Annotated in this window: 21 protein-coding genes; 10 read left to right on the forward strand and 11 right to left on the reverse strand. The window is 59.6% G+C overall.

Features of this window, described 5'->3' with window-relative positions; translation table 11 throughout:
• Nucleotides 1-110: 110 nt before the first annotated feature.
• Together rssC and rssB are read right to left on the reverse strand one after the other, a co-directional pair.
• Complete coding sequence (gene rssC, locus ACM1ZW_RS30225) at nt 111-593, reverse strand: anti-sigma factor antagonist RssC (RefSeq protein WP_007935262.1); 483 nt, start codon at nt 591-593, stop codon at nt 111-113.
• Nucleotides 590-1,774, reverse strand: coding sequence for a two-component system response regulator RssB (gene rssB, locus ACM1ZW_RS30230; protein ID WP_017339862.1), 1,185 nt, complete (start codon nt 1,772-1,774; stop codon nt 590-592). The genes rssC and rssB overlap by 4 nt, the downstream gene beginning before the upstream one ends.
• Nucleotides 1,775-2,050: 276 nt before the next feature.
• On the opposite strand from rssB, the gene ACM1ZW_RS30235 reads away from it, so the two are divergent.
• Nucleotides 2,051-2,350 carry a PilZ domain-containing protein gene (locus ACM1ZW_RS30235; protein WP_017339863.1) on the forward strand — a complete coding sequence of 100 codons (300 nt, stop codon included), beginning with the start codon at nt 2,051-2,053 and terminating at the stop codon, nt 2,348-2,350.
• A gap of 61 nt (nt 2,351-2,411) precedes the next feature.
• On the opposite strand, the gene ACM1ZW_RS30240 is transcribed toward ACM1ZW_RS30235, so the two are convergent.
• Nucleotides 2,412-3,101, reverse strand: a complete 690-nt coding sequence (locus tag ACM1ZW_RS30240; protein WP_017339864.1) for a VacJ family lipoprotein — start codon at nt 3,099-3,101, stop codon at nt 2,412-2,414.
• A gap of 200 nt (nt 3,102-3,301) precedes the next feature.
• On the opposite strand from ACM1ZW_RS30240, the gene ACM1ZW_RS30245 reads away from it, so the two are divergent.
• Nucleotides 3,302-3,922: an HAD family phosphatase gene (locus tag ACM1ZW_RS30245; RefSeq protein WP_416739926.1), complete on the forward strand. Its 621-nt coding sequence runs from the start codon at nt 3,302-3,304 to the stop codon at nt 3,920-3,922.
• A 109-nt stretch (nt 3,923-4,031) separates the two neighbouring features.
• Nucleotides 4,032-4,295: a DUF4404 family protein gene (locus ACM1ZW_RS30250; RefSeq protein ID WP_416739927.1), complete on the forward strand. Its 264-nt coding sequence runs from the start codon at nt 4,032-4,034 to the stop codon at nt 4,293-4,295.
• A 167-nt stretch (nt 4,296-4,462) separates the two neighbouring features.
• Here ACM1ZW_RS30250 and queF read toward each other — a convergent pair whose 3' ends face one another.
• Both queF and ACM1ZW_RS30260 read right to left on the reverse strand, forming a co-directional pair.
• Nucleotides 4,463-5,293 (reverse strand): NADPH-dependent 7-cyano-7-deazaguanine reductase QueF, encoded by an 831-nt coding sequence (queF, locus tag ACM1ZW_RS30255; RefSeq protein WP_150631595.1) that lies wholly within the window; start codon nt 5,291-5,293, stop codon nt 4,463-4,465.
• A gap of 61 nt (nt 5,294-5,354) precedes the next feature.
• Nucleotides 5,355-5,879, reverse strand: coding sequence for a cupredoxin domain-containing protein (locus tag ACM1ZW_RS30260; RefSeq protein ID WP_416739928.1), 525 nt, complete (start codon nt 5,877-5,879; stop codon nt 5,355-5,357).
• A 155-nt stretch (nt 5,880-6,034) separates the two neighbouring features.
• Between ACM1ZW_RS30260 and ACM1ZW_RS30265 the strand changes: the two genes are divergently transcribed.
• Both ACM1ZW_RS30265 and ACM1ZW_RS30270 read left to right on the forward strand, forming a co-directional pair.
• The gene (locus ACM1ZW_RS30265; RefSeq protein ID WP_414880125.1) at nt 6,035-6,715 is read left to right on the forward strand and encodes a heavy metal response regulator transcription factor; all 681 of its coding nucleotides are present in this window, start codon (nt 6,035-6,037) and stop codon (nt 6,713-6,715) included.
• Entirely contained in the window at nt 6,715-8,064 is a 1,350-nt protein-coding gene (locus ACM1ZW_RS30270) for a heavy metal sensor histidine kinase (RefSeq protein ID WP_017339870.1), read from the forward strand. The genes ACM1ZW_RS30265 and ACM1ZW_RS30270 overlap by 1 nt, the downstream gene beginning before the upstream one ends.
• Before the next feature lie 123 nt (nt 8,065-8,187).
• On the opposite strand, the gene ACM1ZW_RS30275 is transcribed toward ACM1ZW_RS30270, so the two are convergent.
• The 3 genes from ACM1ZW_RS30275 to ACM1ZW_RS30285 all read right to left on the reverse strand — a co-directional run bounded on the left by ACM1ZW_RS30275 (nt 8,188) and on the right by ACM1ZW_RS30285 (nt 11,438).
• Nucleotides 8,188-9,432, reverse strand: a complete 1,245-nt coding sequence (locus ACM1ZW_RS30275; protein ID WP_414883580.1) for a lipoprotein-releasing ABC transporter permease subunit — start codon at nt 9,430-9,432, stop codon at nt 8,188-8,190.
• Nucleotides 9,433-9,496: 64 nt separating this feature from the next.
• Complete coding sequence (lolD, locus tag ACM1ZW_RS30280) at nt 9,497-10,180, reverse strand: lipoprotein-releasing ABC transporter ATP-binding protein LolD (protein WP_017339872.1); 684 nt, start codon at nt 10,178-10,180, stop codon at nt 9,497-9,499.
• A 7-nt stretch (nt 10,181-10,187) separates the two neighbouring features.
• Nucleotides 10,188-11,438, reverse strand: a complete 1,251-nt coding sequence (locus ACM1ZW_RS30285) for a lipoprotein-releasing ABC transporter permease subunit (protein WP_017339873.1) — start codon at nt 11,436-11,438, stop codon at nt 10,188-10,190.
• 94 nt (nt 11,439-11,532) lie between these two features.
• Between ACM1ZW_RS30285 and ACM1ZW_RS30290 the strand changes: the two genes are divergently transcribed.
• Together ACM1ZW_RS30290 and ACM1ZW_RS30295 are read left to right on the forward strand one after the other, a co-directional pair.
• On the forward strand, nt 11,533-12,111 hold the full coding sequence (locus ACM1ZW_RS30290; protein ID WP_416739929.1) for a PilZ domain-containing protein: 579 nt from the start codon (nt 11,533-11,535) through the stop codon (nt 12,109-12,111).
• A gap of 14 nt (nt 12,112-12,125) precedes the next feature.
• Nucleotides 12,126-12,848 carry a glycerophosphodiester phosphodiesterase gene (locus ACM1ZW_RS30295; RefSeq protein ID WP_017339875.1) on the forward strand — a complete coding sequence of 241 codons (723 nt, stop codon included), beginning with the start codon at nt 12,126-12,128 and terminating at the stop codon, nt 12,846-12,848.
• Between the two features lie 42 nt (nt 12,849-12,890).
• Here ACM1ZW_RS30295 and sthA read toward each other — a convergent pair whose 3' ends face one another.
• Both sthA and ACM1ZW_RS30305 read right to left on the reverse strand, forming a co-directional pair.
• Nucleotides 12,891-14,285 (reverse strand): Si-specific NAD(P)(+) transhydrogenase, encoded by a 1,395-nt coding sequence (sthA, locus tag ACM1ZW_RS30300; protein WP_007907752.1) that lies wholly within the window; start codon nt 14,283-14,285, stop codon nt 12,891-12,893.
• Nucleotides 14,286-14,492: 207 nt separating this feature from the next.
• On the reverse strand, nt 14,493-15,482 hold the full coding sequence (locus tag ACM1ZW_RS30305) for an FAD:protein FMN transferase (RefSeq protein ID WP_416740862.1): 990 nt from the start codon (nt 15,480-15,482) through the stop codon (nt 14,493-14,495).
• Between the two features lie 203 nt (nt 15,483-15,685).
• On the opposite strand from ACM1ZW_RS30305, the gene ACM1ZW_RS30310 reads away from it, so the two are divergent.
• A complete protein-coding gene (locus tag ACM1ZW_RS30310; RefSeq protein ID WP_414880129.1) occupies nt 15,686-16,984 on the forward strand; it encodes an MFS transporter in 1,299 nt (432 codons plus the stop codon).
• A 172-nt stretch (nt 16,985-17,156) separates the two neighbouring features.
• Here the strand turns inward: ACM1ZW_RS30310 and ACM1ZW_RS30315 are convergent, their stop codons facing one another.
• The gene (locus tag ACM1ZW_RS30315; protein ID WP_017339878.1) at nt 17,157-18,620 is read right to left on the reverse strand and encodes a glyceraldehyde-3-phosphate dehydrogenase; all 1,464 of its coding nucleotides are present in this window, start codon (nt 18,618-18,620) and stop codon (nt 17,157-17,159) included.
• Nucleotides 18,621-18,983: 363 nt separating this feature from the next.
• On the opposite strand from ACM1ZW_RS30315, the gene mfd reads away from it, so the two are divergent.
• Together mfd and ACM1ZW_RS30325 are read left to right on the forward strand one after the other, a co-directional pair.
• A complete protein-coding gene (gene mfd, locus ACM1ZW_RS30320; protein WP_414884275.1) occupies nt 18,984-22,433 on the forward strand; it encodes a transcription-repair coupling factor in 3,450 nt (1,149 codons plus the stop codon).
• Nucleotides 22,434-22,443: 10 nt separating this feature from the next.
• Nucleotides 22,444-23,010: a CsiV family protein gene (locus tag ACM1ZW_RS30325; protein WP_017339880.1), complete on the forward strand. Its 567-nt coding sequence runs from the start codon at nt 22,444-22,446 to the stop codon at nt 23,008-23,010.
• Nucleotides 23,011-23,018: the final 8 nt, after the last annotated feature.

The raw sequence follows: 23,018 nt of genomic DNA on the forward strand, positions 1-23,018 counted from the left end.
GGCTGCGCAGCAGTCGTAAAGCGATTAACCGGGATCTGGCTGACCCAACGAGGTGGATGTTTCAGGGCCGCTTCGCAGCCCAGCGGGAGCAAGCTCCCTCGCCACAGGGATCAGTGACGCTCTAGGGCATTCACCAGATCATGGAACGCTTCACGATTCGAATCGTTCAGCCCCATCAGGATCTTGTGCGCTTCAAGCACCTTGATCCGCACCACTTCCTCGGACTGATCCTGGTCAGGCAGGTCGGTCAGGCATTCAGGGCACGGAATCGGGCGGTCAACGATGTTGAACACCTGCTCGAAGCCCATGGACTGCAGCAGACGGGTGATGTCTTCGTGGGTGGTGACGACGGTCGGCAGCAGGCCGACCTTTTGCCGCGACAGGATCGACAGTTTGGCCAGCAGGCCAAGGGTAGTGCTGTCGATGCTGCGGGTTTCGGTCAGGTCGATCACGATCGCGTTGAAGTTCAACGCCGTGAAGATCCGCTCAATAGTCGCATCCAACGCCGAACACAGGGTCAGGCGAACTTCACCGACGAACTTCAGGACAAAGGTGCCGTCCTGCTCGGCGAACTGGATTCTACCGGTACTCATTGAAGATTCCTGCTCAACACCAACAGGGCGATATCATCCGGCATCTCCCCTAGCGTGGCCAATCCAAAAACCTGCCGCAGCCCATCCAGGGTGCCGCCCGCTGCCTTGACCCGTTGGGGCAAAGCCGCTTCTTTTTCTTTGAGTGTAGGCTCTGGCAAAAGGTCCAGAATGCCATCAGACATCAGCGTCAGGCTGAACGTCGGCGGCAGTTCCAGCACGTGGTCTTCGTAGGTGGCTTCATTGAAGAGGCCCACCGGCAGGCCACGCCCTTCCAGATAACGGACACTGTCTGGCGTGTACAACACAGGCAACGGCAAATGACCGCCGATGCTATAGGTCAACAAACCTGTCTCCTCGTCGATGACTCCACCGACCATTGTGACGTGTTTACCCAGCTTACAACTGATCAGCCCCCGGTTGATATGACCAAGGACCTCTGAAGGCTTGAATTCCGGCAATGTGCCGTTGCGCTTGGATTCGAACAGCAAGCGCGTGGTCATGAATTTCAGCAGCACGGTAACGAAGGCTGAAGAGGCGCCATGGCCGGAAACGTCCGCCAGGTAGAACGCTACCCGACGCTCGTCGACCCGAAAGTAGTCGACGAAATCACCCGACAGGTACAGCGACGGGATGATCTGGTGAGCAAACTGGAACTCGTCGATGGTCCACGGGCTGACCGGCAGCATGTTCATCTGCACCTGGCGACCGGCGTTCTGGTCTTCCTGGAGCAGGTTCAGGCTGGCTTCGAGCTCGCGATTGGCCTTTTCCAGCTTCTCGCGATAGCGCTGGTTTTCCAGCAGCAGGCGCGCGCGATCCAGGGCCCGGCGCACGGAGTGCTCGAGCACAGCCAGATCTTCGAGAGGCTTGATCAGGTAATCCGCTGCGCCCAGGCGCAAGGCCTCGACCGCGTCGTTCATCACGCCGGCACCCGACACCACAATCACAGGGGTTTGCGGTGACCGCTCGGTGACCTGGCGGATGAGTTCGAGTCCACCCATCTGCGGCATGCGAAGATCGCAGATGACCAAGTCGGGCTTGTCTTGCTCGAATACCTGAAGACCCTGCTGGCCATTGCTGGCCTGCAAGACGCTGAAACCACTGTCTTCCAAATAGGCGGCGAGGCTCGCGCGCACTACTTCGTCATCATCGATTATCAGCAGCGTGGCACTGGTTTTTGGCATGTGGGCAAACGGCGCCAGAATTAGGTTGGCGTAGCAGGCTGGGCAATTGACCCCGCGCACACTACTGGATTCGCTTTCTAGCCTCTCTGTTGCACCGCTTTCGGGCATTCACCCTACTCGCAGGCACACCAGAGGTGCCCTTCTAAGGCGCAGACGGTACTCCCATCCGCGGGGCGTTTCAAGCTCACGCCGATGGTCGCTTGACGTCTTTACTTGTCAAATCACCGGGAGTTATAAGAACAGGCAAAACCGTAACCCAATGGAAGGACCAAGCCCATGAGTCAAACCGATCGGGACTACAGCGAAAAGCGTGATTTCATCCGCATGCGGGTTGATGCCGACGTTGCGCTGATTCATGAAGGAGACGAGGTTGCAGGCGTCTGTATCGACCTTTCCAGCAGTGGCATGCAGGTTGAGGCGCCTCGTTTGTTCAAGGCAGGTGATCGCCTTAGCGTACGGATCGATTCCGATCATGCGGCACTCAAAGGCCTCGAGGCCGACACCGAAGTGGTGTGGGTCAAAGAACAGGACGGCGGCAGTCAGAAACTCGGCCTTACAATCTTGAAGATGAAATAACCGGGATCCAAAACCAAAGAAGGCGGCCAACAGGCCGCCTTCTTCGTTTTACCGGTCGTGATCAGAAATCGTCTTCGACCTGACCGTCCTTGACTTTGAATTCGCGGTTCTGCAAGTACGCATTGCGGATGAAGGTGTACTTGTCGCCAGTGATGAGCTTCTCGGCGGACAGAAGGCTGGCGCGGGTATCGACAATGTTCAGACCGAAGATCGAGTTACGCACCGGCACATCGTGAATGTACGGGTATGGGCCGGTGTAGCCATCGACGTATTTCGCCGGCGCATCACGCAGGGTGCTTGGGCCGAGAAACGGCAGCATCACGTACGGACCGCTGCCTACGCCCCAGTAGCCCAACGTCTGACCGAAGTCTTCGTCGCTGCGATTCAGGCCCATTTTGGTGCCCACGTCGAAGAAGCCCAGCACGCCAAAGGTGGTGTTGAAGATCAAGCGCGCGGTATCGACCCCGGCGGCGGCCGGTTTGGCCTGCAAGATGTTGTTGGCAAGGTTGGTGACGTCACCGACGTTGCGGAACATGTTGTGGATGCCGTCTTCGAGAAACTGCGGGGTGACGAACTGGTAACCCTGCGCCAAAGGCTTCAGCGCATAGGTGTCGACCACGTCGTTGAATTTGTAGATGGGACGGTTGATGCTTTCCCAAGGGTCATCTTCCGTGGCTGCCTGGGCAACGAACGGAGCCAGTAAGGCACTGGCGCATACACAAAGCTGAGCTAGATGATTGCTCCAGCGCATAGAAAACTCCTTGGTTTGTACTGGCGCGGGCGTCTTGGCCCGGGCATTAAGCTGGCTAGTATAAGATGGAAAAGCCGCTTTAGGCAGTATCGTGCGTGATGGCCTTCGGATGATTCGCCCTGAGTGTAAGTGATTCACATCTATGTCATCCAACTGTCACCGGCCGCGCATAGCCTTGTCGCTATTTCAAGGACGTTGATATGCCGCACGCCGAAACCTTGCCCCTCGCCACGCCCAGCCTGACCGCCGTCTTGTTCGGCCTCAGCGGTTGCCTGGTGGATTTCGGCGCCCGGACGCGTCAGCACGGCGTCCACTGTGCCGAGCACGCTGAGGTCACCCCGGGCGCCCTGGATAGTTTGCACAGCTTGCAACGTCAGCAGATTCCCTGCGCCTGGCTCGACGAACTCACCCCTGCCCTTAGCCATTCCCTGGCCGCCGCTCTGCCGGAATGGATCAAACCTTCGCAACACCCCGCAACAATCAATCCCTGGCCCGCGCCGAATGCGTGCTGGCAAGCCTTGATGGCGTTGAATGTCGAGCGCCTGGATGGCTGCGTGCTGGTCAGCGGCGAACCGCGACTGCTGCAGTCGGGCCTGAATGCCGGGCTGTGGACGATTGGCCTGGCCTCCTGCGGCTCGCTCTGCGGGCTGGCGCCCAGCGAATGGCAGGCTTTGAGCCAGAAAGAACGCGAACACCTGCGCGGCAAGGCGACAGTGCAGTTGTTCAGTCTGGGCGTGCATTCGGTGATCGATCACCTGGGCGAACTCGACACTTGCCTGGCCGATATCAGCCTGCGTCGTCTCAAGGGTGAAAAGCCCTGACCGGGATCATGCAGGTTTCGCGCGAGTGGATTAATCTAAAGGTCAGCCATAGACCTTTGGCACACTGCCGCGGTCTATGCCAGTGCCTATCGATAAAAGGAAGAACGCCATGCCTGCCCGCGAACTGCAACAACAGCTCAACACTCTGCGCGAGCAACTGGAACAGAATCCACCGCTGACCGAAGCCGAGCGCGAAGACCTGCATGCGCTGATGCAACAGATCGAACTTGAAATCGAGCTCGAAACCAAAACCCAGGACTCCAGCCTCGCTGACGGCGTAAACCTGGCCGTCGAACGCTTCGAACTCGAACACCCTGCCATTGCTGGCACCTTGCGCAACATCGTATTGACCCTGGGCAACATTGGGATCTGAACCCGCCGGATACAAAAAAGCCCCGCTATCGCTAGCGGGGCTTTTTCATATCTGCGATTTGCAACGCAATCCCTGTGGGAACGAGCCGGCTCGCGATTGCGGAGTGTCAGTCAACATCAATGCTGAACGAGCTGGACTCATGGCGAGCAAGCTCCCACATTGGTACTTTATTGACGGACCAGACGGTGGTTCGGCAATTGGACGTCTTCAGTGCTGCGATACGGATTGATGTCCAACCCGCCACGCCGTACGTAGCGCGCATACACCGTCAGCTTCTCCGGCTTCAGCAACCGTTGCAGGTCGAGGAATATCCGCTCCACGCATTGTTCATGAAAGTCCGAGTGCTGGCGAAAACTCACGATGTATTCCAGCAAACTCGCATGGTCCAGCGCCGCGCCACGGTATTCCACCGCCACGCTACCCCAGTCCGGCTGGCTGGTGACCGGGCAATTGGACTTGAGCAAATGACTGTGCACGCTTTCCTCGACAATGCGCGACTCGTCGCAACGCAGCAGCTCCGGCCGCGGATGCTCGTAGTTGCTGACGCTGATCTCCAGGTCATCGATGCACACACCCGGCAGCGCCACGACGCCTTCGGCTTCAACGTCTTTCAGGCTGCGAATCCGCACGCCAACCGGTTTACCCGCCGCAGCGGACAGGTCTTTCACCAGCGTCGCTTCAAGGCTCGCGGTGTCGGCAAACGGCGTCTGGTTCAGCGAATTGAGGTACAGCTTGAACGACTTGGATTCGATGATGTTCGGCGAATCCGCCGGGATGCTGAATTCGCCGATCGCCACCACAGGCTTGCCGGACGGCAACAGCCACGACAGCTCGAAGCAGTTCCAGAAATCCACGCCCTTGTACGGCAGGGTTTCAGCCGTCAGACCCAGCTCTGCCCATTTCGCGGTGCGCGGGATCGGAAACAGCAAGGACGGCGTGTACGTGGCGATGTATTCGCTGGATTTGCCCAGCGGCGAGTGTTCGGCTGCGGGATGCATGGCGGAAACCTGACTGAAGAATCAGCGGATTCTACCAGCCTTTGTGCCCGCCTTTGAGTGCTTACTGACTGACAGTCAACTTGCCGACCATGCCTGCCTGATAATGGCCAGGGATATTGCAGGCAAATTCCAGGCTGGTGGCCTTGGTGAAGGTCCAGGTCAGCTCCGCAGTTTTGCCAGGTTCAACGAGGACGCTATTCGGGTCGTCGTGTTTCATCATTCCGTGATCCATGCCAGCCATCGAACCGTGGCCCATTTCCTTCATGCCTGTAGGCGTGAGCATGCCGCTCTGATGCATCTTCAACATTTCCTGCTGATGTTTTGCATGCATCGCCGCATCGCCGAGGTTGAATTCGTGCAGCAACTGGCCTTTATTGACCAGAACAAAGCGAACTGTCTCACCCGCCTTGAAATCGATGGCCTTCGGAGTGAACGACATGTCGCCCATCACCACTTCGACGCTTCGATCAGCCTTTGCAGCCGGGGCCGGTTGACCGAAGTCGTAGGTTTGCGCCGGCGCTGCCCACGCCGGTGAGCTCAGCACCAGCAAACACGCGACCAGCATCAGAGGTTTGCGCAAAAACATAGTCGTACTCCAACAAGATAAGGTTCAGCCTGTGGAAAACTTTAAACTGCCGCCACTGCCCACAACCTGACAGCCAGATTACAACTTTGTCAGGTTGGACTGTACTGACGCTGCCCACGGTATAAAGCGTTCGTTCCACTTGCCTCGAGTCGCCCATGAAACTGCTGATCGTCGAAGACCAACCGAAAACTGGCCACTACCTGCGCCAAGGCCTGGCCGAGGCCGGTTTCAACACGGAGCTGGTGGCTGACGGCAGCACCGGCCAGCAATTGGCGCTGAGCGGCGATTACGCGCTATTGATCCTCGATGTGATGCTGCCGGGGCGCGATGGCTGGCAGATCCTGCAAGCCGTGCGCAGCGCCGGCCTCGACACGCCGGTACTTTTTCTGACAGCACGAGATGCGGTGGAGGACAGGGTCCATGGCCTCGAACTCGGCGCCGACGATTACCTGGTCAAGCCGTTCGCCTTCTCCGAACTGCTGGCCCGGGTTCGCAGCCTGTTGCGCCGTGGCAGTGCCGCGCCTCAGGAAACCAACCTGCAACTGGCCGATTTGCGCCTGGATCTGATCCGCCGCCGCGTCGAGCGCAGCGGCCAACGCATCGACCTGACCGCCAAGGAATTCGCCCTGCTGGAAATGCTCCTGCGACGTCAGGGCGAAGTGCTGCCCAAGTCGCTGATCGCGTCCCAGGTCTGGGACATGAATTTCGACAGTGACACCAATGTCATCGAAGTCGCCATCCGCCGCTTGCGCCTGAAGATCGACGATGAGTTCCCGAACAAGTTGATCCACACCGTGCGCGGCATGGGTTATGTCCTTGAAGAGCGTCCTGCCTGATGCGCCGACTGTCCTTGAGCAGCCGCCTGGCGCTGCTGTTTGCCGCCTGCACCGCCGTGGTTTCATTGTTCGCCGGGGTGTTGTTCAGTCGCGCCAGCGAGGCGCACTTCGTTGAGCTGGACCAGCAATTGCTGAGCGGCAAATTGATTGGTTTGCGTCGAGCGCTTCACGATCTTCAGTCCAGCGAAAGCGAAGTCAGGCTGGCGGAAGAATTGAACCGTCAGGCGGATCTTTCACTGAGGATTACCGGCAGCGACGGCCAGCGTTGGTATGACAGTTCGACGCGCTTGCCCGACAAGCTGCCGCACAAACCGGGCTTGTCGACCATCAATGACAACGACACCGACTACCGCGTCCTGAATGCGCCGTTGTTTGTGGACAAGCCTGACTCACCGCAATTGACCCTGCTGCTGGACATCACCCATCACCAGCATTTTCTGCAGCGCATGCAACACCTGATCTGGCTCACCGTGGGTTTGTCGGCCCTGGCCACGGCGCTGCTCGGTGCCTGGGCGGCGCGCAGCGGTTTGCGTCCATTGCGCCGCATGAGTGCGGTCGCACGCGGTGTTTCGGCGCAATCGCTCAACGCGCGCCTGCCCGAAGACGACATGCCGCCAGAACTCGCGGAAATGGCCCACCACTTCAACGCCATGCTCGGACGCCTCGACGACTCGTTTCAGCGGCTCTCGGCATTTTCTGCCGACATCGCCCATGAGCTGCGCACGCCGCTGTCGAACCTGCTGACGCACACCCAGGTCACCCTCACTCGCCCGCGCCCCATCGAGGATTACCGCGAAGCGCTGCACAGCAACCTCGAAGAAGTGCAATGGATGGCGCAACTGGTCAACGACATGTTGTACCTGGCCAAGGCTGACCATGGATTGTTGATGCCAAAACGTGAACAGCTGGAACTGGCGGAAGAAGCGGATGTGTTGCTGGAGTTTTTTGCACCGCTGGCCGAGGACGCCCAAGTGACGTTGAGCCGCGAAGGCACCGCGCGCCTGGTGGGAGACCGGAGTATGTTGCGCCGGGCGCTTTCGAATTTGCTGGATAACGCGCTGCGGTTCACGCCGGCCAAGGGTGAGGTCAGGGTGCGGATTGTTGAGCGACCAGAAGGTTTGAGCCTGACGGTTGAGAACAGCGGCGATGGGATAGACGGGGTGTTGCTACCGCGACTCTTCGATCGCTTCTACCGGGCGGATCCGGCTCGACAAGAAGGCAGCAGTGAACATGCGGGGTTGGGATTGGCGATTACCCAGTCGATCGTTCGTGCCCATGGCGGGCAGATTCGTTGCGAATCGGCCGATGGATGGACCAGGTTTGTGATCGAGTTGCCAAAGAGAGATTGAGGCAAGCAGTCTGGCCACATCGCGAGCAGGCTCGCCCCCACAGTAGATCGAGTTCAATCACACCGTAGTGCACGACTCATAACCCTGTGGGAGCGAGCCTGCTCGCGATGGCAGTACAACTGATTACGAATACCGCAACGCGTGAGCCGGCTCGATCTTCGCCGCACGCCACGCCGGGTATACCGTGGCAAGGAAGCTCAACACAAACCCCGCCGAGCAGATCAACAACACATCCCCGCCCTGCAACTCCGAAGGCAGGTTACTGACGAAATACACATCGGAACTGAAGATGTGTTGCCCGCTCACCCGCTCCATCCAGCCCACCAACTCACTCACGTTCAGTGCGGCGATCACGCCGAGCACGCCGCCGATCAAGGTGCCAACCACCCCGATCACCGTGCCCTGGACCATGAAGATCGCCATGATCTGTCGTGGCGTGGCGCCGATGGTGCGCAGGATCGCGATGTCCGCGCCTTTGTCGTTCACCACCATGATCAGGGTGGCGATGATGTTGAACGCCGCTACCGCAACGATCATCAGCAACAACAGGCCGATCATGGTTTTTTCCATTTTCATCGCGCTGAACAGGCTGCCCTGAGTGTGAGTCCAGTCGTCAGCCTTGTAAGCCGTGCCCAAGCCGCCAGCGATGTCGCTGGAAACCTGCGGCGCCGCGTACAAATCTTTCACCGCCAGGCGCACGCTCTGCACCTGATTCGGCTCCCAATGCTGCATCTGCGCGGCATCGGCGACGTGGATCAGCGCCATCGAGCCGTCCAGCTCGGCACCCACCTTAAACACGCCAACCACGTTCAGTCGCTGCATGCGCGGGGTAATTCCGCCCGGCGCGTTGCTGACTTCCGGCACGATCAGGGTGATCTTGTCGCCAACATTCAAGCGGAAGCGTCTTGCCGTGATCTCACCGATCACTACACCGAACTCGCCCGGTTTCAAGGCATCGAGACGGCCCTGAACGATGTGCTGGGCAACGATCGAGACCTTGCCTTCCAGTGCCGGATCGACGCCGCTGACCTGAATCGGCTGCATCGTGCCTTTATAGGAGAGCATGCCTTCCATCTCGGTGAACGGCACGGCGGCGGTCACTTCCGGGTTTTTCATCGCGGCGGCGGCCACCGGTTGCCAATCGTCGATCGGCTTGACGCCGACGATGGTTGCGTGGGGCACCATGCCGAGGATGCGCGAGCTCATTTCGCGCTGGAACCCGTTCATCACCGACAACACCACGATCATCGCCAGCACGCCGAGGGCGAGGCCGATCATCGAGGTCATCGAGATGAACGAAACAAAGCGATTGCGGCGCTTGGCGCGGGTATAGCGCGTGCCGATAAAGATCGATAACGGTCTGAACATTCGCTGGGGCACCGTATAAAAACAAAAAGACCCGACGTCTTTTCAGACATCGGGTTTCGACCAATCAGATAGGCGTCAGGCAACCTTCCTGCAAATGCAGGACGCGATCCATCTGGCGAGCCAGGTTCATGTCGTGGGTCACCACCAGGAACGCCGTGCGCATCGAGGTGCTGAGTTCCAGCATCAAATCCTGAATGCCTTGGGCGGTGTGGGAGTCGAGGTTGCCGGTCGGCTCGTCGAGCATCACCAGGCCTGGCTTGTTCACCAGGGCGCGGGCGATGGCCACACGCTGACGTTCGCCACCGGACAATTCCGCCGGTTTGTGCTCGAGGCGATGGCCCAGCCCTACCCGCTCCAGCAACGCCGTCGCACGCTGGCGCGCTTCCGGGATCGCGGTCTTGCCGATCAGCAGCGGCATGCAGACGTTTTCCAGTGCGGTGAACTCCGGCAGCAAATGGTGGAACTGGTACACGAACCCGAGGGAACGGTTACGCAGCAGGCCACGATTCTTCTCGCTCAGAGCCGAAAGCTCTTGGCCGTCGAGCCAGACGCTGCCCTTGGTTGGCGTATCGAGGCCGCCCAGCAGGTTGAGCAAGGTACTTTTGCCCGACCCCGACGTGCCGACGATCGCTACGCGCTCACCCGGATGCAGCTCCAGTTGCAGACCGGCCAGAACCTCTACCGACTCCGGGCCTTCCTCGTAGGATTTGCCCAGGTTGCGGCAGCTCAAGATTGCTTTATCACTCATGCCCGACTCACTCATAACGTAGCGCCTCCGCAGGCTGGGTGCGCGCGGCACGCCAGGCTGGATACAGGGTGGCGAGGAAACTCAGGATCAACGCGGCGGCGCAGACCATCAACACATCCTGGCTCTGCACTTGCGACGGCAGGTAATCGATGAAGTACACGTCGGCGTTGAGGAACTTGTGGCCGATCAGGCCTTCGAGGGCCGAGATTGCGGCACTGACGTTCAGCGCGGCGAAGATACCAACCACGGCGCCGATCAGCGTGCCAACCACACCGATGACGGTGCCCTGCACCATGAAGATCGCCATGATCGAACCCGGCGTGGCGCCGAGGGTGCGCAGAATCGCGATGTCGCCCTTCTTGTCGTTCACCACCATCACCAGCGTGGAAATGATGTTGAACGCAGCCACGGCAACGATCAGCAGCAACAGCAAACCGATCATGGCTTTTTCCATGCGGATCGCCTGATACAGGTTGCCATGGGTGCGCGTCCAGTCGCGGGCGTAGAAATGGTCTTCACCGAGTTGCTGGGCGATGTTCCATGCGGTACGCGGGGCCTGGAACAGGTCGTCGAACTTCAGGCGGATGCCCTGCACCTGATCCGGTTTCCAGCGGTGCAGCTTCGCCAGGTCCTGCAGGTTGGTGACGCCCAGGTAACCGTCGATCTCGCCCGCGCCGACATGGAAGATGCCGACCACGGTGAAGCGTTTCATGCGCGGGAACATGCCGGCCGGGGTCACGGTGACTTCCGGCGCGACGAAGGTCAGCTTGTCGCCAATGGCCGCGCCGAGCTTGGCGGCCGCCTTGTCGCCGATGACGATGCCGAAACTGCCCGGTGCGAGGTCATCGAGTTTGCCCTGCAGCATGAACTTGTCGATGATCGATACCTGGCGTTCCAGCGCCGGGTCGATGGCATTGAGCAGCACTTTGGAGACTTTGCCGTTGTTGGTCAGCAACCCCTGCATCTGGGTGAACGGCGCCACGGCCGTCACTTGCGGGTTCTGCTTGACCTTGGCGGCGAGGTCTTGCCAGTCGCTGATCGGCTCGCCGGACTCGATGGTCGCGTGGGGCACCATGCCCAGCACGCGGGTGCGCATCTCATGATCGAAGCCGTTCATGACCGACAGCACCACGATCATCACGATCACGCCAAGGGCAAGACCGATCATCGAAGTCAGGGAAATGAACGACACAAAATGATTGCGACGCTTTGCACGGGTATAACGCGTGCCAATAAATACGAAGAGAGGTCTGAACATGTCGGGGCTTGTTCGGAGGGAAAAGGAACGTCCTTGTGGCGGGGGTCGATAACCAGCTTTACACTCAGACCACCGCCGCTACCATGGGTTCGCCATGTCGACATTAGATGAAGAAGATCGCCGCGAATACTACCGTATCGAGGACACGATCGCACTGGAAATTCGGCCCCTGTCCGCTCCCGAAGCCGCAGGCCAGGAAGTGTTGCAGGATGCTTCCCCACTCTTCAACCTGCTCAGCGAACTGCACCTGAGCGAATTCGAATCGCAACACCTGTTGCGCCAGATCAGCGAGCGCGACCGCAACCTCGCGGCGTTCCTGAAATCCCAGAACAAACGCATCGATCTGCTCAGCCAGGTGATCGCCATCACCGTGCTCGGACAGATCGGCGAGCCGCAGCCTGTGATCATCTCCGAGGGTGGCGTCGACTTCCAGCACCCCACACCGATTGCCGCGGGCACGCACCTGTCGGTGAAACTGGTGCTGATGCCGCAAGCCCTCGGCCTGTTGCTGCGGGCGCGCGTTACCCATTGCGATCGCAAGGGCGACGGCTACGACGTCGGCACCGAGTTCGAACGTCCGACCGATGCCCAGCGCCAACTGCTGGCCCGCTACATTTTGCAGAAGCAGGCCCAGGAACGACGTCAGGCCCGCGAAAACGAATCAGGCATTTAAATTAAGGAAGAACCGTGACCCTCATCTACGGCCATCGCGGCGCCAAGGGCGAAGCACCGGAAAACACCCTGACCGGCTTTCAGGAATGCCTCAAGCACGGCGTGCGCCGCTGCGAACTGGACCTGCACCTGTCCATGGACAACGAGTTGATGGTCATTCATGACCCGACCCTCAAGCGCACCACCGACCGCCGCGGCAAGGTGGTCGAGCACACCGCTGCCGAGCTGGTGACCTACGACGCACGCAAGGGTGGCCCGGGCTGGATCAAGCCGTGCCCGATCCCGACGCTGGAAGAACTGTTCGAGAAATGCGACTTCGAGCACTGGCAGCTGGAAGTCAAAAGCGCTTCACGCACCCGCGCCGCGACCACCGTGTTGGCAATTCGCGAAATGGCCCAGCGTTTTGGCATGCTCGACAAGGTCACCATCACCTCGAGTTCGCGAGAAGTGCTGAAAGCGGCTTTGGACCTGGTGCCGGACGTGTCCCGCGGACTGGTGGCCGAATACGCCTGGCTCGACCCGCTGAAGGTCGCGGCAAGCTATGGCTGTGAAATTCTGGCGCTGAACTGGACCCTGTGTACGCCGGAACGCCTGGAGAAGGCGCAGCGTCAGGGGTTGCATGTGTCGGTGTGGACAGTCAACGAGCCCGCGCTGATGCGCAGACTCGCCGACTTCGGCGTTGACAGCCTGATTACAGACTTTCCCGGTTTGGCCACTGCCACGCTCGAGAATTGCTGAAATCGGTCTCCCCGGCCGGCTCAGGCCACCGGCCGGAGCCACTCAAAAAAGCCGGTTGAGGCCATCGTACGCCGCTACCCGATAGGCTTCGGCCATGGTCGGGTAGTTGAACGTCGTGTTGACGAAGTACTTCAGCGTGTTCAATTCGCCCGGCTGGCTCATGATCGCCTGACCGATGTGCACGATCTCCGACGCCTGATAACCGAAGCAGTGAACGCCCAGCACTTCCAGCGTCTCGCGGTGGAACAGGATCTTCAGCATGCCCTGAGGCTCGCCGGCAATCTGCGCACGCGCCATGCTCTTGAAGAATGCCTTGCCGACTTCATACGGCACTTTGGCCTGCGTCAGCTCCTGCTCGTTCTTGCCGATCGAGCTGATTTCCGGAATGGTGTAGATGCCGGTCGGCACGTCATTCACGAAGCGCCAGCTGTTGTTATCGACGATGCTGCCAGCGGCCGAACGGCCCTGGTCGTGCGCGGCACTGGCCAGGCTCGGCCAGCCGATCACGTCACCGGCACCGTAGATGTTCGGTACGCAGGTACGGTAGGCCTCGTCGACTTCGATCTGGCCACGGCTGTTGACCTTGACGCCGATATTTTCCAGGCCCAGCTGATCGGTGTTACCGGTTCGGCCGTTGCACCAGAGCAAGGCGTCGGCCTTGATCTTCTTGCCGGACTTGAGGTGCAGGATCACGCCGTTGTCCACGCCTTCGACGCGGTCGTAGTCTTCGTTATGGCGAACCGTGATGTTGTTGTTGCTGAAGTGGTAGCTCAGCGCCTGGGAAATTTCCGAGTCGAGGAAGCTCAGCAGCTGACCGCGGTTGTCTACCAGCTCTACCAATACGCCCAGACCGCTGAAGATCGATGCGTATTCGCAACCGATTACCCCAGCGCCGTAAACGATGAGTTTGCGCGGGGTGTGGCCGAGGCTGAGGATGGTGTCGCTATCGTAGATACGCGGGTGATGGAAATCGATGTCCGCCGGGCGATAAGGACGCGAGCCGGTGGCGATAATGATGTGCTTGGCCACCAGTTTTTCGACCACGCCATTGGCGCAGACCACTTCGATGGTTTGCTCGTCGGCAAAGCTGCCGGTGCCGAAGAACACGTCGACGCGGTTACGGGCGTAGTAGCCGGTGCGCGAAGCGACTTGTTTGGAAATGACTTTCTCGGCGCTTTTCAGTACGTCCGGGAACGAGAACCAGCGCGGCTCACCAATGGCCCGGAACATCGGGTTGGTGTTGAACTGCATGATCTGCCGGACCGAGTGACGCAGTGCCTTGGACGGGATGGTACCCAGGTGGGTGCAGTTGCCGCCGACCTGGCGACGGCTGTCGACCATCGCCACCTTGCGCCCTGCTTTGGCGGCGTTCATTGCCGCGCCTTCTCCCGCCGGGCCGGAACCCAGCACCACCACGTCGTAGTTGTAGACAGCCATGCGTACTCCTCAGAACAGGCCGCGGCGCCCTCGGCACCTGCGGCTAAATCACGCCGATCTGCGGCGTGAAGGAACAATTTGGGGCCAGTGCAGAACCCGGACACAGTCTATAGAAGCGTCAACGCCGCGCACATTAACCCTTGGTCGCGTCGTAGGCTACTTTTGCCTGCACTACAACGCCAGTCTTCAATGCGCGAATCGCCGCAATCATTCGGTTTTACCGCCACTGAGGCGTTCAAAAGCCTGATTGGTTCGTGTGACGAAACCTGTATCGGCACGAATCACAAAGAATGCACCGATATTGTGAGTTTCGGCATAGTCCCAACCCCGTTCAGGACCGAGAATCAGCAACAGCGTCGATAAGCCATCGGCCATCAACGCTGAAGGATGAATCACCGTGACCGACGCCAGGGCGTGTAAGACCGGCGCACCGGTGTGGGCATCAAGGGTGTGGGAATAACGTTTCCCATCCTGCTGAAAATAATTGCGGTAGTCCCCGGAAGTGGACACGCCATAGCCGTCCACATTGATGATGCGCTGAGCCACTTGCTGGTCATCGCGGGGCTCCTCCAACCCAATCTTCCAGGGCGCACCGTCGGGTTTCTTGCCCGCTGCCTTGAGTTCGCCAGTGACTTCGGCGAGGTAGTTGTGGATGTCCATGGCTTCGAGCCTTGCGGCAATGGTGTCGACCGCGTAGCCCGCCGCGATGCTATTGAAATCGACCTCGACGGCCGCGTCCTTGCACAGCCGATCACCCTCGATGCGCAAGTGGGTGTGGCCGACGCGTTGCTGCATCTCGGCAAGCGCTTCGGCGCTCGGGACTTTTTCTTCACGCGCCTGCGGACCGAATCCCCATAGGTTGAGCAGCGGTTCCACCGTCAAGTCGAAGGAGCCGTCGCTTTGGGACGACAACTGCTCGCCCACACGGATCAATTCGAGTACAGGGCGGGGCATGACCTGGCAGCGGCCGGCCGGCAATGCATTGAAGCGAGCAGTGTCCGAGTCGCTGCGATAGGTCGAGAATTGGCGATCCACTTCGGCGAGGATATTTTCTACTTCGACCTGCACCGCTTTCGGCCCGGGCGCAGAGGAATGTCTTACGTATTGGATGGAATAACGACTGCCCATGGTCGGGCCGTCGAAGCGTTCCAGGCTGGCGCCGTTGCCACAACCGGACAAAACGCCGGCCAGCACCATAAGTCCACCCCACCGTCCAGTTAACAAATCTTCATCTCCCCTCAAAACCGCGCCCGCCATTATGGGGCTCAGAGCGCATGAGAGCGAGATCTGCCAGCGCCCGTGAGCCAGACGCAAAACCTGTGGCCGCGAGAGCGACTTGCCGATCTCGTTCCCACAAGCGCAGCGTTTCAAACAAGATTTACCAGCGCGAGTACCTACAAATGCCTTCCAATACGAGCAACGGCAAAGCGATTTTTCGCGTCGTCAGCGGAAACTTCCTGGAGATGTTCGACTTCATGGTCTACGGCTTTTACGCAACGGCCATTGCGAAAACTTTCTTCCCCACCGACAGTGCTTTCGCCTCCCTGATGTTATCGCTGGCCACGTTTGGCGCCGGCTTTCTCATGCGTCCGCTGGGTGCGATTTTCCTCGGTGCCTACATCGACCGGCATGGTCGTCGCAAAGGGTTGATCATCACCCTCGCGATGATGGCCGCGGGCACGGTGTTGATTGCCTGCGTGCCGGGTTACGCCACATTGGGCGTGGCCGCGCCGCTGCTCGTGCTGTTCGGTCGCCTGTTGCAGGGTTTCTCGGCGGGCGTGGAGCTGGGCGGTGTTTCGGTGTATCTGGCCGAGATTTCCACACCGGGACGCAAAGGCTTCTTCGTCAGTTGGCAGTCCGCCAGTCAGCAAGCGGCGGTGGTTTTCGCCGGCCTGTTGGGGGTTGTCTTGAACCACTGGCTCAGCCCGGAAGAAATGGGTGACTGGGGCTGGCGCGTGCCGTTCCTGATCGGCTGCATGATTGTGCCGGTGATCTTCGTGATTCGCCGTTCGCTGGAAGAAACCCCTGAGTTCCAGGCACGAAAACATCGCCCTACCCTGCGGGAAATCGTCCGCTCGATCGGTCAGAACTTTGGCATTGTCATCGCCGGCATGGCATTGGTGGTCATGACGACCGTGTCGTTTTACCTGATCACCGCCTACACCCCGACCTTTGGCAAAGCCGAACTGCATTTGTCGGACCTGGATGCGTTGCTGGTGACGGTGTGCATCGGCCTGTCGAACTTTTTCTGGCTGCCGGTGATGGGCGCTGTGTCCGACAAAATCGGGCGAAAACCGCTACTTCTCGCAGCAACTATTCTGGCGATTCTCACTGCCTACCCGGCCCTGTCGTGGCTGGTTGCAAACCCAAGCTTTAACCATCTGCTGATTGTCGAGTTGTGGCTATCGTTCCTGTACGGCTCGTACAACGGCGCCATGGTCGTGGCGCTGACCGAGATCATGCCGGTGGAAGTTCGTACGACCGGTTTCTCTTTGGCCTACAGCTTGGCGACCGCAACCTTCGGTGGGTTTACACCGGCAGCCTGTACGTACCTGATTCATGTGCTGGACAACAAGGCAGCGCCGGGGATCTGGCTCAGTGGCGCGGCGGTGCTGGGATTGATTGCGACGCTGGTGTTGTTTAAGGGCAATCGGCATGAACTGCGGACTGCGCAAGCAGCGGTGGTCGGCCGCACCTGATAGATCGCCATCGCTAGCAGGCTAGCTCCCACACTGGATCTGTGGCGTTCACAAGCCCCCTGTGGGAGCTAGCCTGCTAGCGATGAGGCCGGTGCTGGCAACAACGATCCAACAGACACACAAACAAAAACGCCCCGACCAAAGTCGGGGCGCTTTCATTTCCAGCTAAGGCTTAGCGCGGGAATGCTGGCGGGTTTACCCCGGCCATGTCTTCCATCACGCGAACCACCTGGCAGCTGTAACCGAATTCGTTGTCGTACCAAACGTACAGAACAACGCGGTTGTCTTGAGTGATGGTTGCTTCAGCGTCCACAACGCCTGCGTGGCGCGAGCCAACGAAGTCGGTGGAGACCACTTCCTGCGAATTGACGAAGTCGATTTGCTTGTGCAGATCGGAGTGCAGCGCCATGTAGCGCAGGTACTCGTTCATCTCTTCACGGGTGGCGGCTTTCTCAAGGTTCAGGTTGAGAATGGCCATCGACACGTTCGGCGTCGGAACACGGATCGCGTTACCGGTCAGCTTGCCGGCCAGCTCAGGCAGAGCCTTGGCAGCAGCGGTGGCAGCACCGGTCTCGGTGATCACCATGTTCAGCGCGGCGCTACGGCCACGGCGATCGCCCTTGTGGAAGTTGTCGATCAGGTTCTGGTCGTTGGTGTACGAGTGAACGGTTTCGACGTGACCATTGATGATGCCGAACTTGTCATTCACAGCCTTGAGCACCGGCACGATGGCGTTGGTGGTGCAGGAAGCGGCGGACACGATCTTGTCTTCAGCGGTGATTTCACTGTGGTTGATGCCGTGAACGATGTTCTTCAGCTTGCCTTTGCCAGGCGCGGTCAGAACAACGCGGTCGATACCCGGGCACGCCAGGTGTTGACCCAGGCCTTCAGCGTCACGCCATACGCCGGTGTTGTCCACCAGCAACGCGTCTTTGATGCCGTACTGGGTGTAATCCACCTCGGTCGGGTTCTTCGCGTAGATCACCTGGATCAGGTTACCGTTGGCGGTAATGGTGTTGTTTTCTTCGTCGATGACGATGGTGCCGTTGAACGGACCGTGTACCGAATCGCGACGCAACAGGCTGGCGCGCTTGACCAGGTCGTTCTCGGCGCCTTTACGCACCACGATGGCACGCAGGCGCAGGCCGTCGCCGCCACCGGTTTTTTCGATCAGGATGCGCGCCAGCAGACGGCCGATGCGACCGAAGCCGTACAGGACAACGTCGGTTCCTTTGCGAGCGGTGGCGTTTTGCTGGCCAACCACATCCGCCAGTTCTTCACGGACGAACTGCTCGGCAGTGCGGCCTTTGCCTTCGACGCGGAATTTGAACGCCAACTTGCCCAAGTCTACCGAGGCCGCGCCGAGCTTGAGCTCGCTCATGGCTTTGAGCAGAGGGAATGTTTCGTGGACGGAGAGTTCGCTATCGTCGGAAGAACGATGGCGAGCAAAGCGGTGAGCTTTGAGAATCGCGATGACAGACTGGTTGATCAGGCTGCGGCCATAGATCGAGCTCACCACGTTGTTATTGCGGTAGAGCTGACCGATAAGCGGAATCATCGCTTCTGCGAGTGCTTCACGGTCGATCCATTCACCAAGACACTGGTCGGGCTTCTGAGTCACGGGAACCTTCCACATGTAGGGGCAGAAAAAAGGGGCTACATTATGCCGCCGAGTGCTCCCCGTAGCAATGCGCGCCTGTCGTGCGAGCCGTAACAAATTTCCGTTCAAAAAAATCACGCATTGCCGCAGCCCTGTAAAACCGCGGCTTTCAGCGCAGTCAATTTTTTGGAGACACCGCTGTCTTATCCGTAACCCTCCGTAACACTCGACCGTTTTGCCACTACATAATCAGTGATTTTCAGGAAAAAACGGGCGTTTTTTGTCTTTACCACTACATTTCGCCAAACCTGCGTAATAGACACAGTCAGCAACTGACAGGCGGCACCCGAGGCCGCTACAATTACCGACTTTGTCGCAACGCTTGGAGCTCAACCTTCCGTGCCCGTTCTGCGTCTACCGCTTCTCCCTGCCGCGGCAGGTAAACAGCACTGGGGCAACCTGCCCGGTGCCGCCCTGAGCCTGGCCATCGCCGAGGCCGCCAGCGCTGCCAAGCGCTTTACCCTGCTGCTGACTGCCGACAGCCAAAGTGCCGAACGGCTGGAACAGGAGCTGAGCTTCTTCGCCCCGGATTTGCCGGTGCTGCATTTCCCGGACTGGGAAACCCTGCCCTACGATCTGTTTTCGCCGCACCAGGACATCATTTCCCAGCGCATCGCGGCTTTATACAGGCTGCCGGAGCTGAGCCATGGCGTACTGGTGGTGCCGATCACCACAGCCCTACATCGCCTGGCGCCGACCAAATTCCTGCTCGGCAGCAGCCTTGTTCTGGACGTCGGCCAGAAGCTCGATGTCGAGCAGATGCGCACCCGACTCGAGGCCAGCGGCTATCGCTACGTCGACACGGTGTACGAGCACGGTGAATTCACCGTGCGCGGCTCGCTGATCGATCTGTTCCCGATGGGCAGCAAACTGCCCTTCCGGATCGACCTGTTCGACGATGAAATCGAGACGCTGCGCACCTTCGATCCGGAAAACCAGCGTTCCATCGACAAGGTGGACACCGTTCGCCTGTTGCCGGCCCGCGAGTTTCCGCTGCAAAAAGACGCGGTCACCCGTTTCAAGGCGCGCTTCCGTGAGCGATTCGACGTCGACTTCCGTCGCTGCCCGATCTTCCAGGACCTGAGCAGCGGGATTACACCGGCGGGTATCGAGTATTACCTGCCGTTGTTCTTCGACGAAACGTCCACGCTGTTCGATTACCTGCCCCAGGACACGCAAGTGTTTTCCCTGCCGGGCATTGAACAGGCGGCGGAAAACTTCTGGAACGATGTGCGCAATCGTTATGAAGAGCGCCGCGTCGACCCATCCCGTCCTTTATTACCGCCGGCCGAGTTGTTCCTGCCGGTGGAAGATTGCTTTGCCCGCCTCAAGAGCTGGCCGCGTGTGGTGGCCAGTCAACAGGATGTTGAAACCGGCGTCGGCCGCGAGCGCTTCCCGGCGCGGGAGTTGCCGAACCTGGCCATCGAGGCCAAGGCAACACAACCTCTGGCGGCGCTGGCCGGTTTCCTCGACGAGTTCCCGGGTCGCGTGCTGTTCACCGCCGAATCCGCGGGCCGTCGTGAAGTACTGCTGGAACTGCTCGAACGCCTGAAACTGCGACCGAAAACCGTCGACAGCTGGCCGGACTTTGTCGCGAGCAAGGAGCGCCTGGCGATTACCATTGCGCCGCTCGACGAAGGCCTGGTGCTCGACGACCCGGCGCTGGCGCTGGTGGCTGAAAGCCCGTTATTCGGTCAGCGCGTCATGCAGCGCCGTCGCCGCGAAAAACGCGCCGACGCCAATAACGACGCTGTCATCAAAAACCTCACCGAGCTGCGCGAAGGCGCGCCGGTGGTGCACATCGATCACGGCGTCGGTCGGTATCTCGGTCTTGCGACACTGGAAATCGACGATCAGGCCGCCGAGTTCCTGACCCTGCAATACGCTGAAGGCGCCAAGCTGTACGTCCCGGTCGCCAACCTGCACCTGATCGCCCGGTATACCGGCAGCGACGATGCCCTGGCTCCGTTGCATCGCCTGGGTTCGGAGACCTGGCAGAAAGCCAAACGCAAGGCCGCCGAACAGGTGCGAGATGTGGCGGCCGAATTGCTCGACATTTATGCACGCCGCGCTGCTCGTGAAGGCTATGCCTTCGAAGACCCGAAAGCCGACTACGCCACCTTCAGCGCCGGCTTCCCGTTCGAAGAAACCCCGGACCAGCAAACCACCATCGACGCGGTGCGCGCCGACATGCTCGCGCCAAAACCGATGGACCGCCTGGTCTGCGGCGATGTCGGTTTCGGCAAGACCGAAGTGGCGATGCGCGCCGCGTTCATTGCGGTGCATGGTGGTCGCCAGGTCGCGATTCTGGTGCCGACCACCCTGCTCGCCCAGCAGCACTACAACAGTTTCCGCGACCGCTTCGCCGACTGGCCGGTGACTGTGGAAGTGATGAGCCGCTTCAAGTCGACCAAGGAAGTGAATGCCGCCGTGGCGGATCTCGCCGAAGGCAAGATCGACATCGTCATCGGCACGCACAAACTGCTGCAAGACGATGTGAAGATCAAAAACCTCGGGCTGGTAATCATCGACGAAGAGCACCGTTTCGGTGTCCGTCAGAAAGAACAGCTCAAGGCCCTGCGCAGCGAAGTCGACATCCTCACGCTGACTGCCACGCCGATTCCGCGCACGCTGAACATGGCGGTGTCGGGCATGCGCGACCTGTCGATCATCGCCACGCCGCCGGCCCGTCGCCTGTCGGTGCGGACCTTCGTCATGGAGCAGAACAAGAGCACGGTCAAAGAGGCCTTGCTGCGTGAGTTGCTGCGTGGCGGTCAGGTCTACTACCTGCACAACGACGTGAAGACCATCGAGAAATGCGCCGCCGACCTCGCCGAACTGGTGCCGGAAGCGCGTATCGGCATCGGCCACGGGCAGATGCGCGAACGCGAACTCGAACAGGTGATGAGCGACTTCTATCACAAGCGCTTCAACGTGCTGATCGCCTCGACCATCATCGAGACCGGCATCGACGTGCCGAGCGCCAACACCATCATCATCGAGCGTGCCGACAAATTCGGCCTGGCGCAGCTGCACCAGTTGCGCGGCCGCGTCGGTCGCAGTCACCACCAGGCCTACGCGTACCTGCTGACACCACCGCGCCAGCAAATCACCCCGGACGCAGAAAAGCGCCTGGAAGCGATCGCCAATACCCAGGATCTCGGCGCGGGCTTCGTGCTCGCCACCAACGACCTGGAAATCCGTGGCGCCGGTGAACTGCTGGGCGACGGTCAGAGCGGGCAGATCCAGGCCGTCGGTTTCACCCTGTATATGGAGATGCTCGAACGCGCGGTGAAGTCGATCCGCAAGGGTGAACAGCCGAATCTCGATCAGCCGCTGGGCGGTGGTCCGGAAGTCAATTTGCGTGTACCGGCGTTGATTCCCGAAGACTACTTGCCGGACGTGCATGCCCGACTGATTCTGTACAAACGCATTGCTTCGGCCACCGACGAGGAAGGCCTGAAAGACCTGCAAGTCGAGATGATCGATCGCTTCGGCCTGCTGCCGGAACCGACCAAGAACCTGATGCGCATTACGGCGCTGAAGTTGCAGGCCGAACTGTTGGGCATCAAGAAAGTCGACGGCGGCCCGCAAGGCGGTCGAATCGAGTTCGCGGCGCAGACGCCGGTCGACCCGCTGACACTGATCAAACTGATTCAGGGCCAGCCTAAACGCTACAAATTCGAAGGCGCCACGATGTTTAAATTCATGGTCCCGATGGAGCGCCCGGAAGAGCGCTTTAATACTGTAGAGGCACTGCTTGAATGCCTCATTCCGAAAACTGCTTGAAGGACGCCGCATGCGCCTGTTTCGCTCACTGACTTTGCTGATGACCCTGGCCGCCCCCACAGCGTTTGCCGATGACCTGTATCAGATTGAAATGATTCTGGTCCGGCAGAACGCTGTGCCTGCCATTGTCAGCAAAGCCGCGCCGGAAGACTGGGCTGCCGGTGCCCAACCCGTCAGCAAGGACAGCCTGCGCACGCCAAGCCTGAATAGCGAAGTGGGAAAACTCACCGCCAGCAAAGAATACACCGTGTTGCTGCACAAGGCCTGGCAGCAGAACCTCGGCGAAGAAGCCCGCAAAATTGCAATCAGCGATGGCAAGGAACAGTTCGGCCAGTACCCGATCGAGGGCACGCTGAACCTGAAACTGGGACGCTTCACTGATGTTGACGCCGACTTCTGGGTCAACCAGATCGACGCCAATGGCCTGGTCACTGCCAGTGAACGCCTGAAAACAGAAAGCCATACCAAAAACGGACAACTGAATTTCCTCGACGCCGGTCATCTTGGAATGCTGATCAAGATCACCTCACTGACAGCCCCCGCACCTCGGCCAGTCCCCGATGAAATTCCGGACTGATTGAAGTC

The sequence above is a fragment of the Pseudomonas sp. NFX71 genome (assembly GCF_048079215.1).
In the GTDB taxonomy this organism is placed as follows: domain Bacteria; phylum Pseudomonadota; class Gammaproteobacteria; order Pseudomonadales; family Pseudomonadaceae; genus Aquipseudomonas; species Aquipseudomonas fluorescens_B.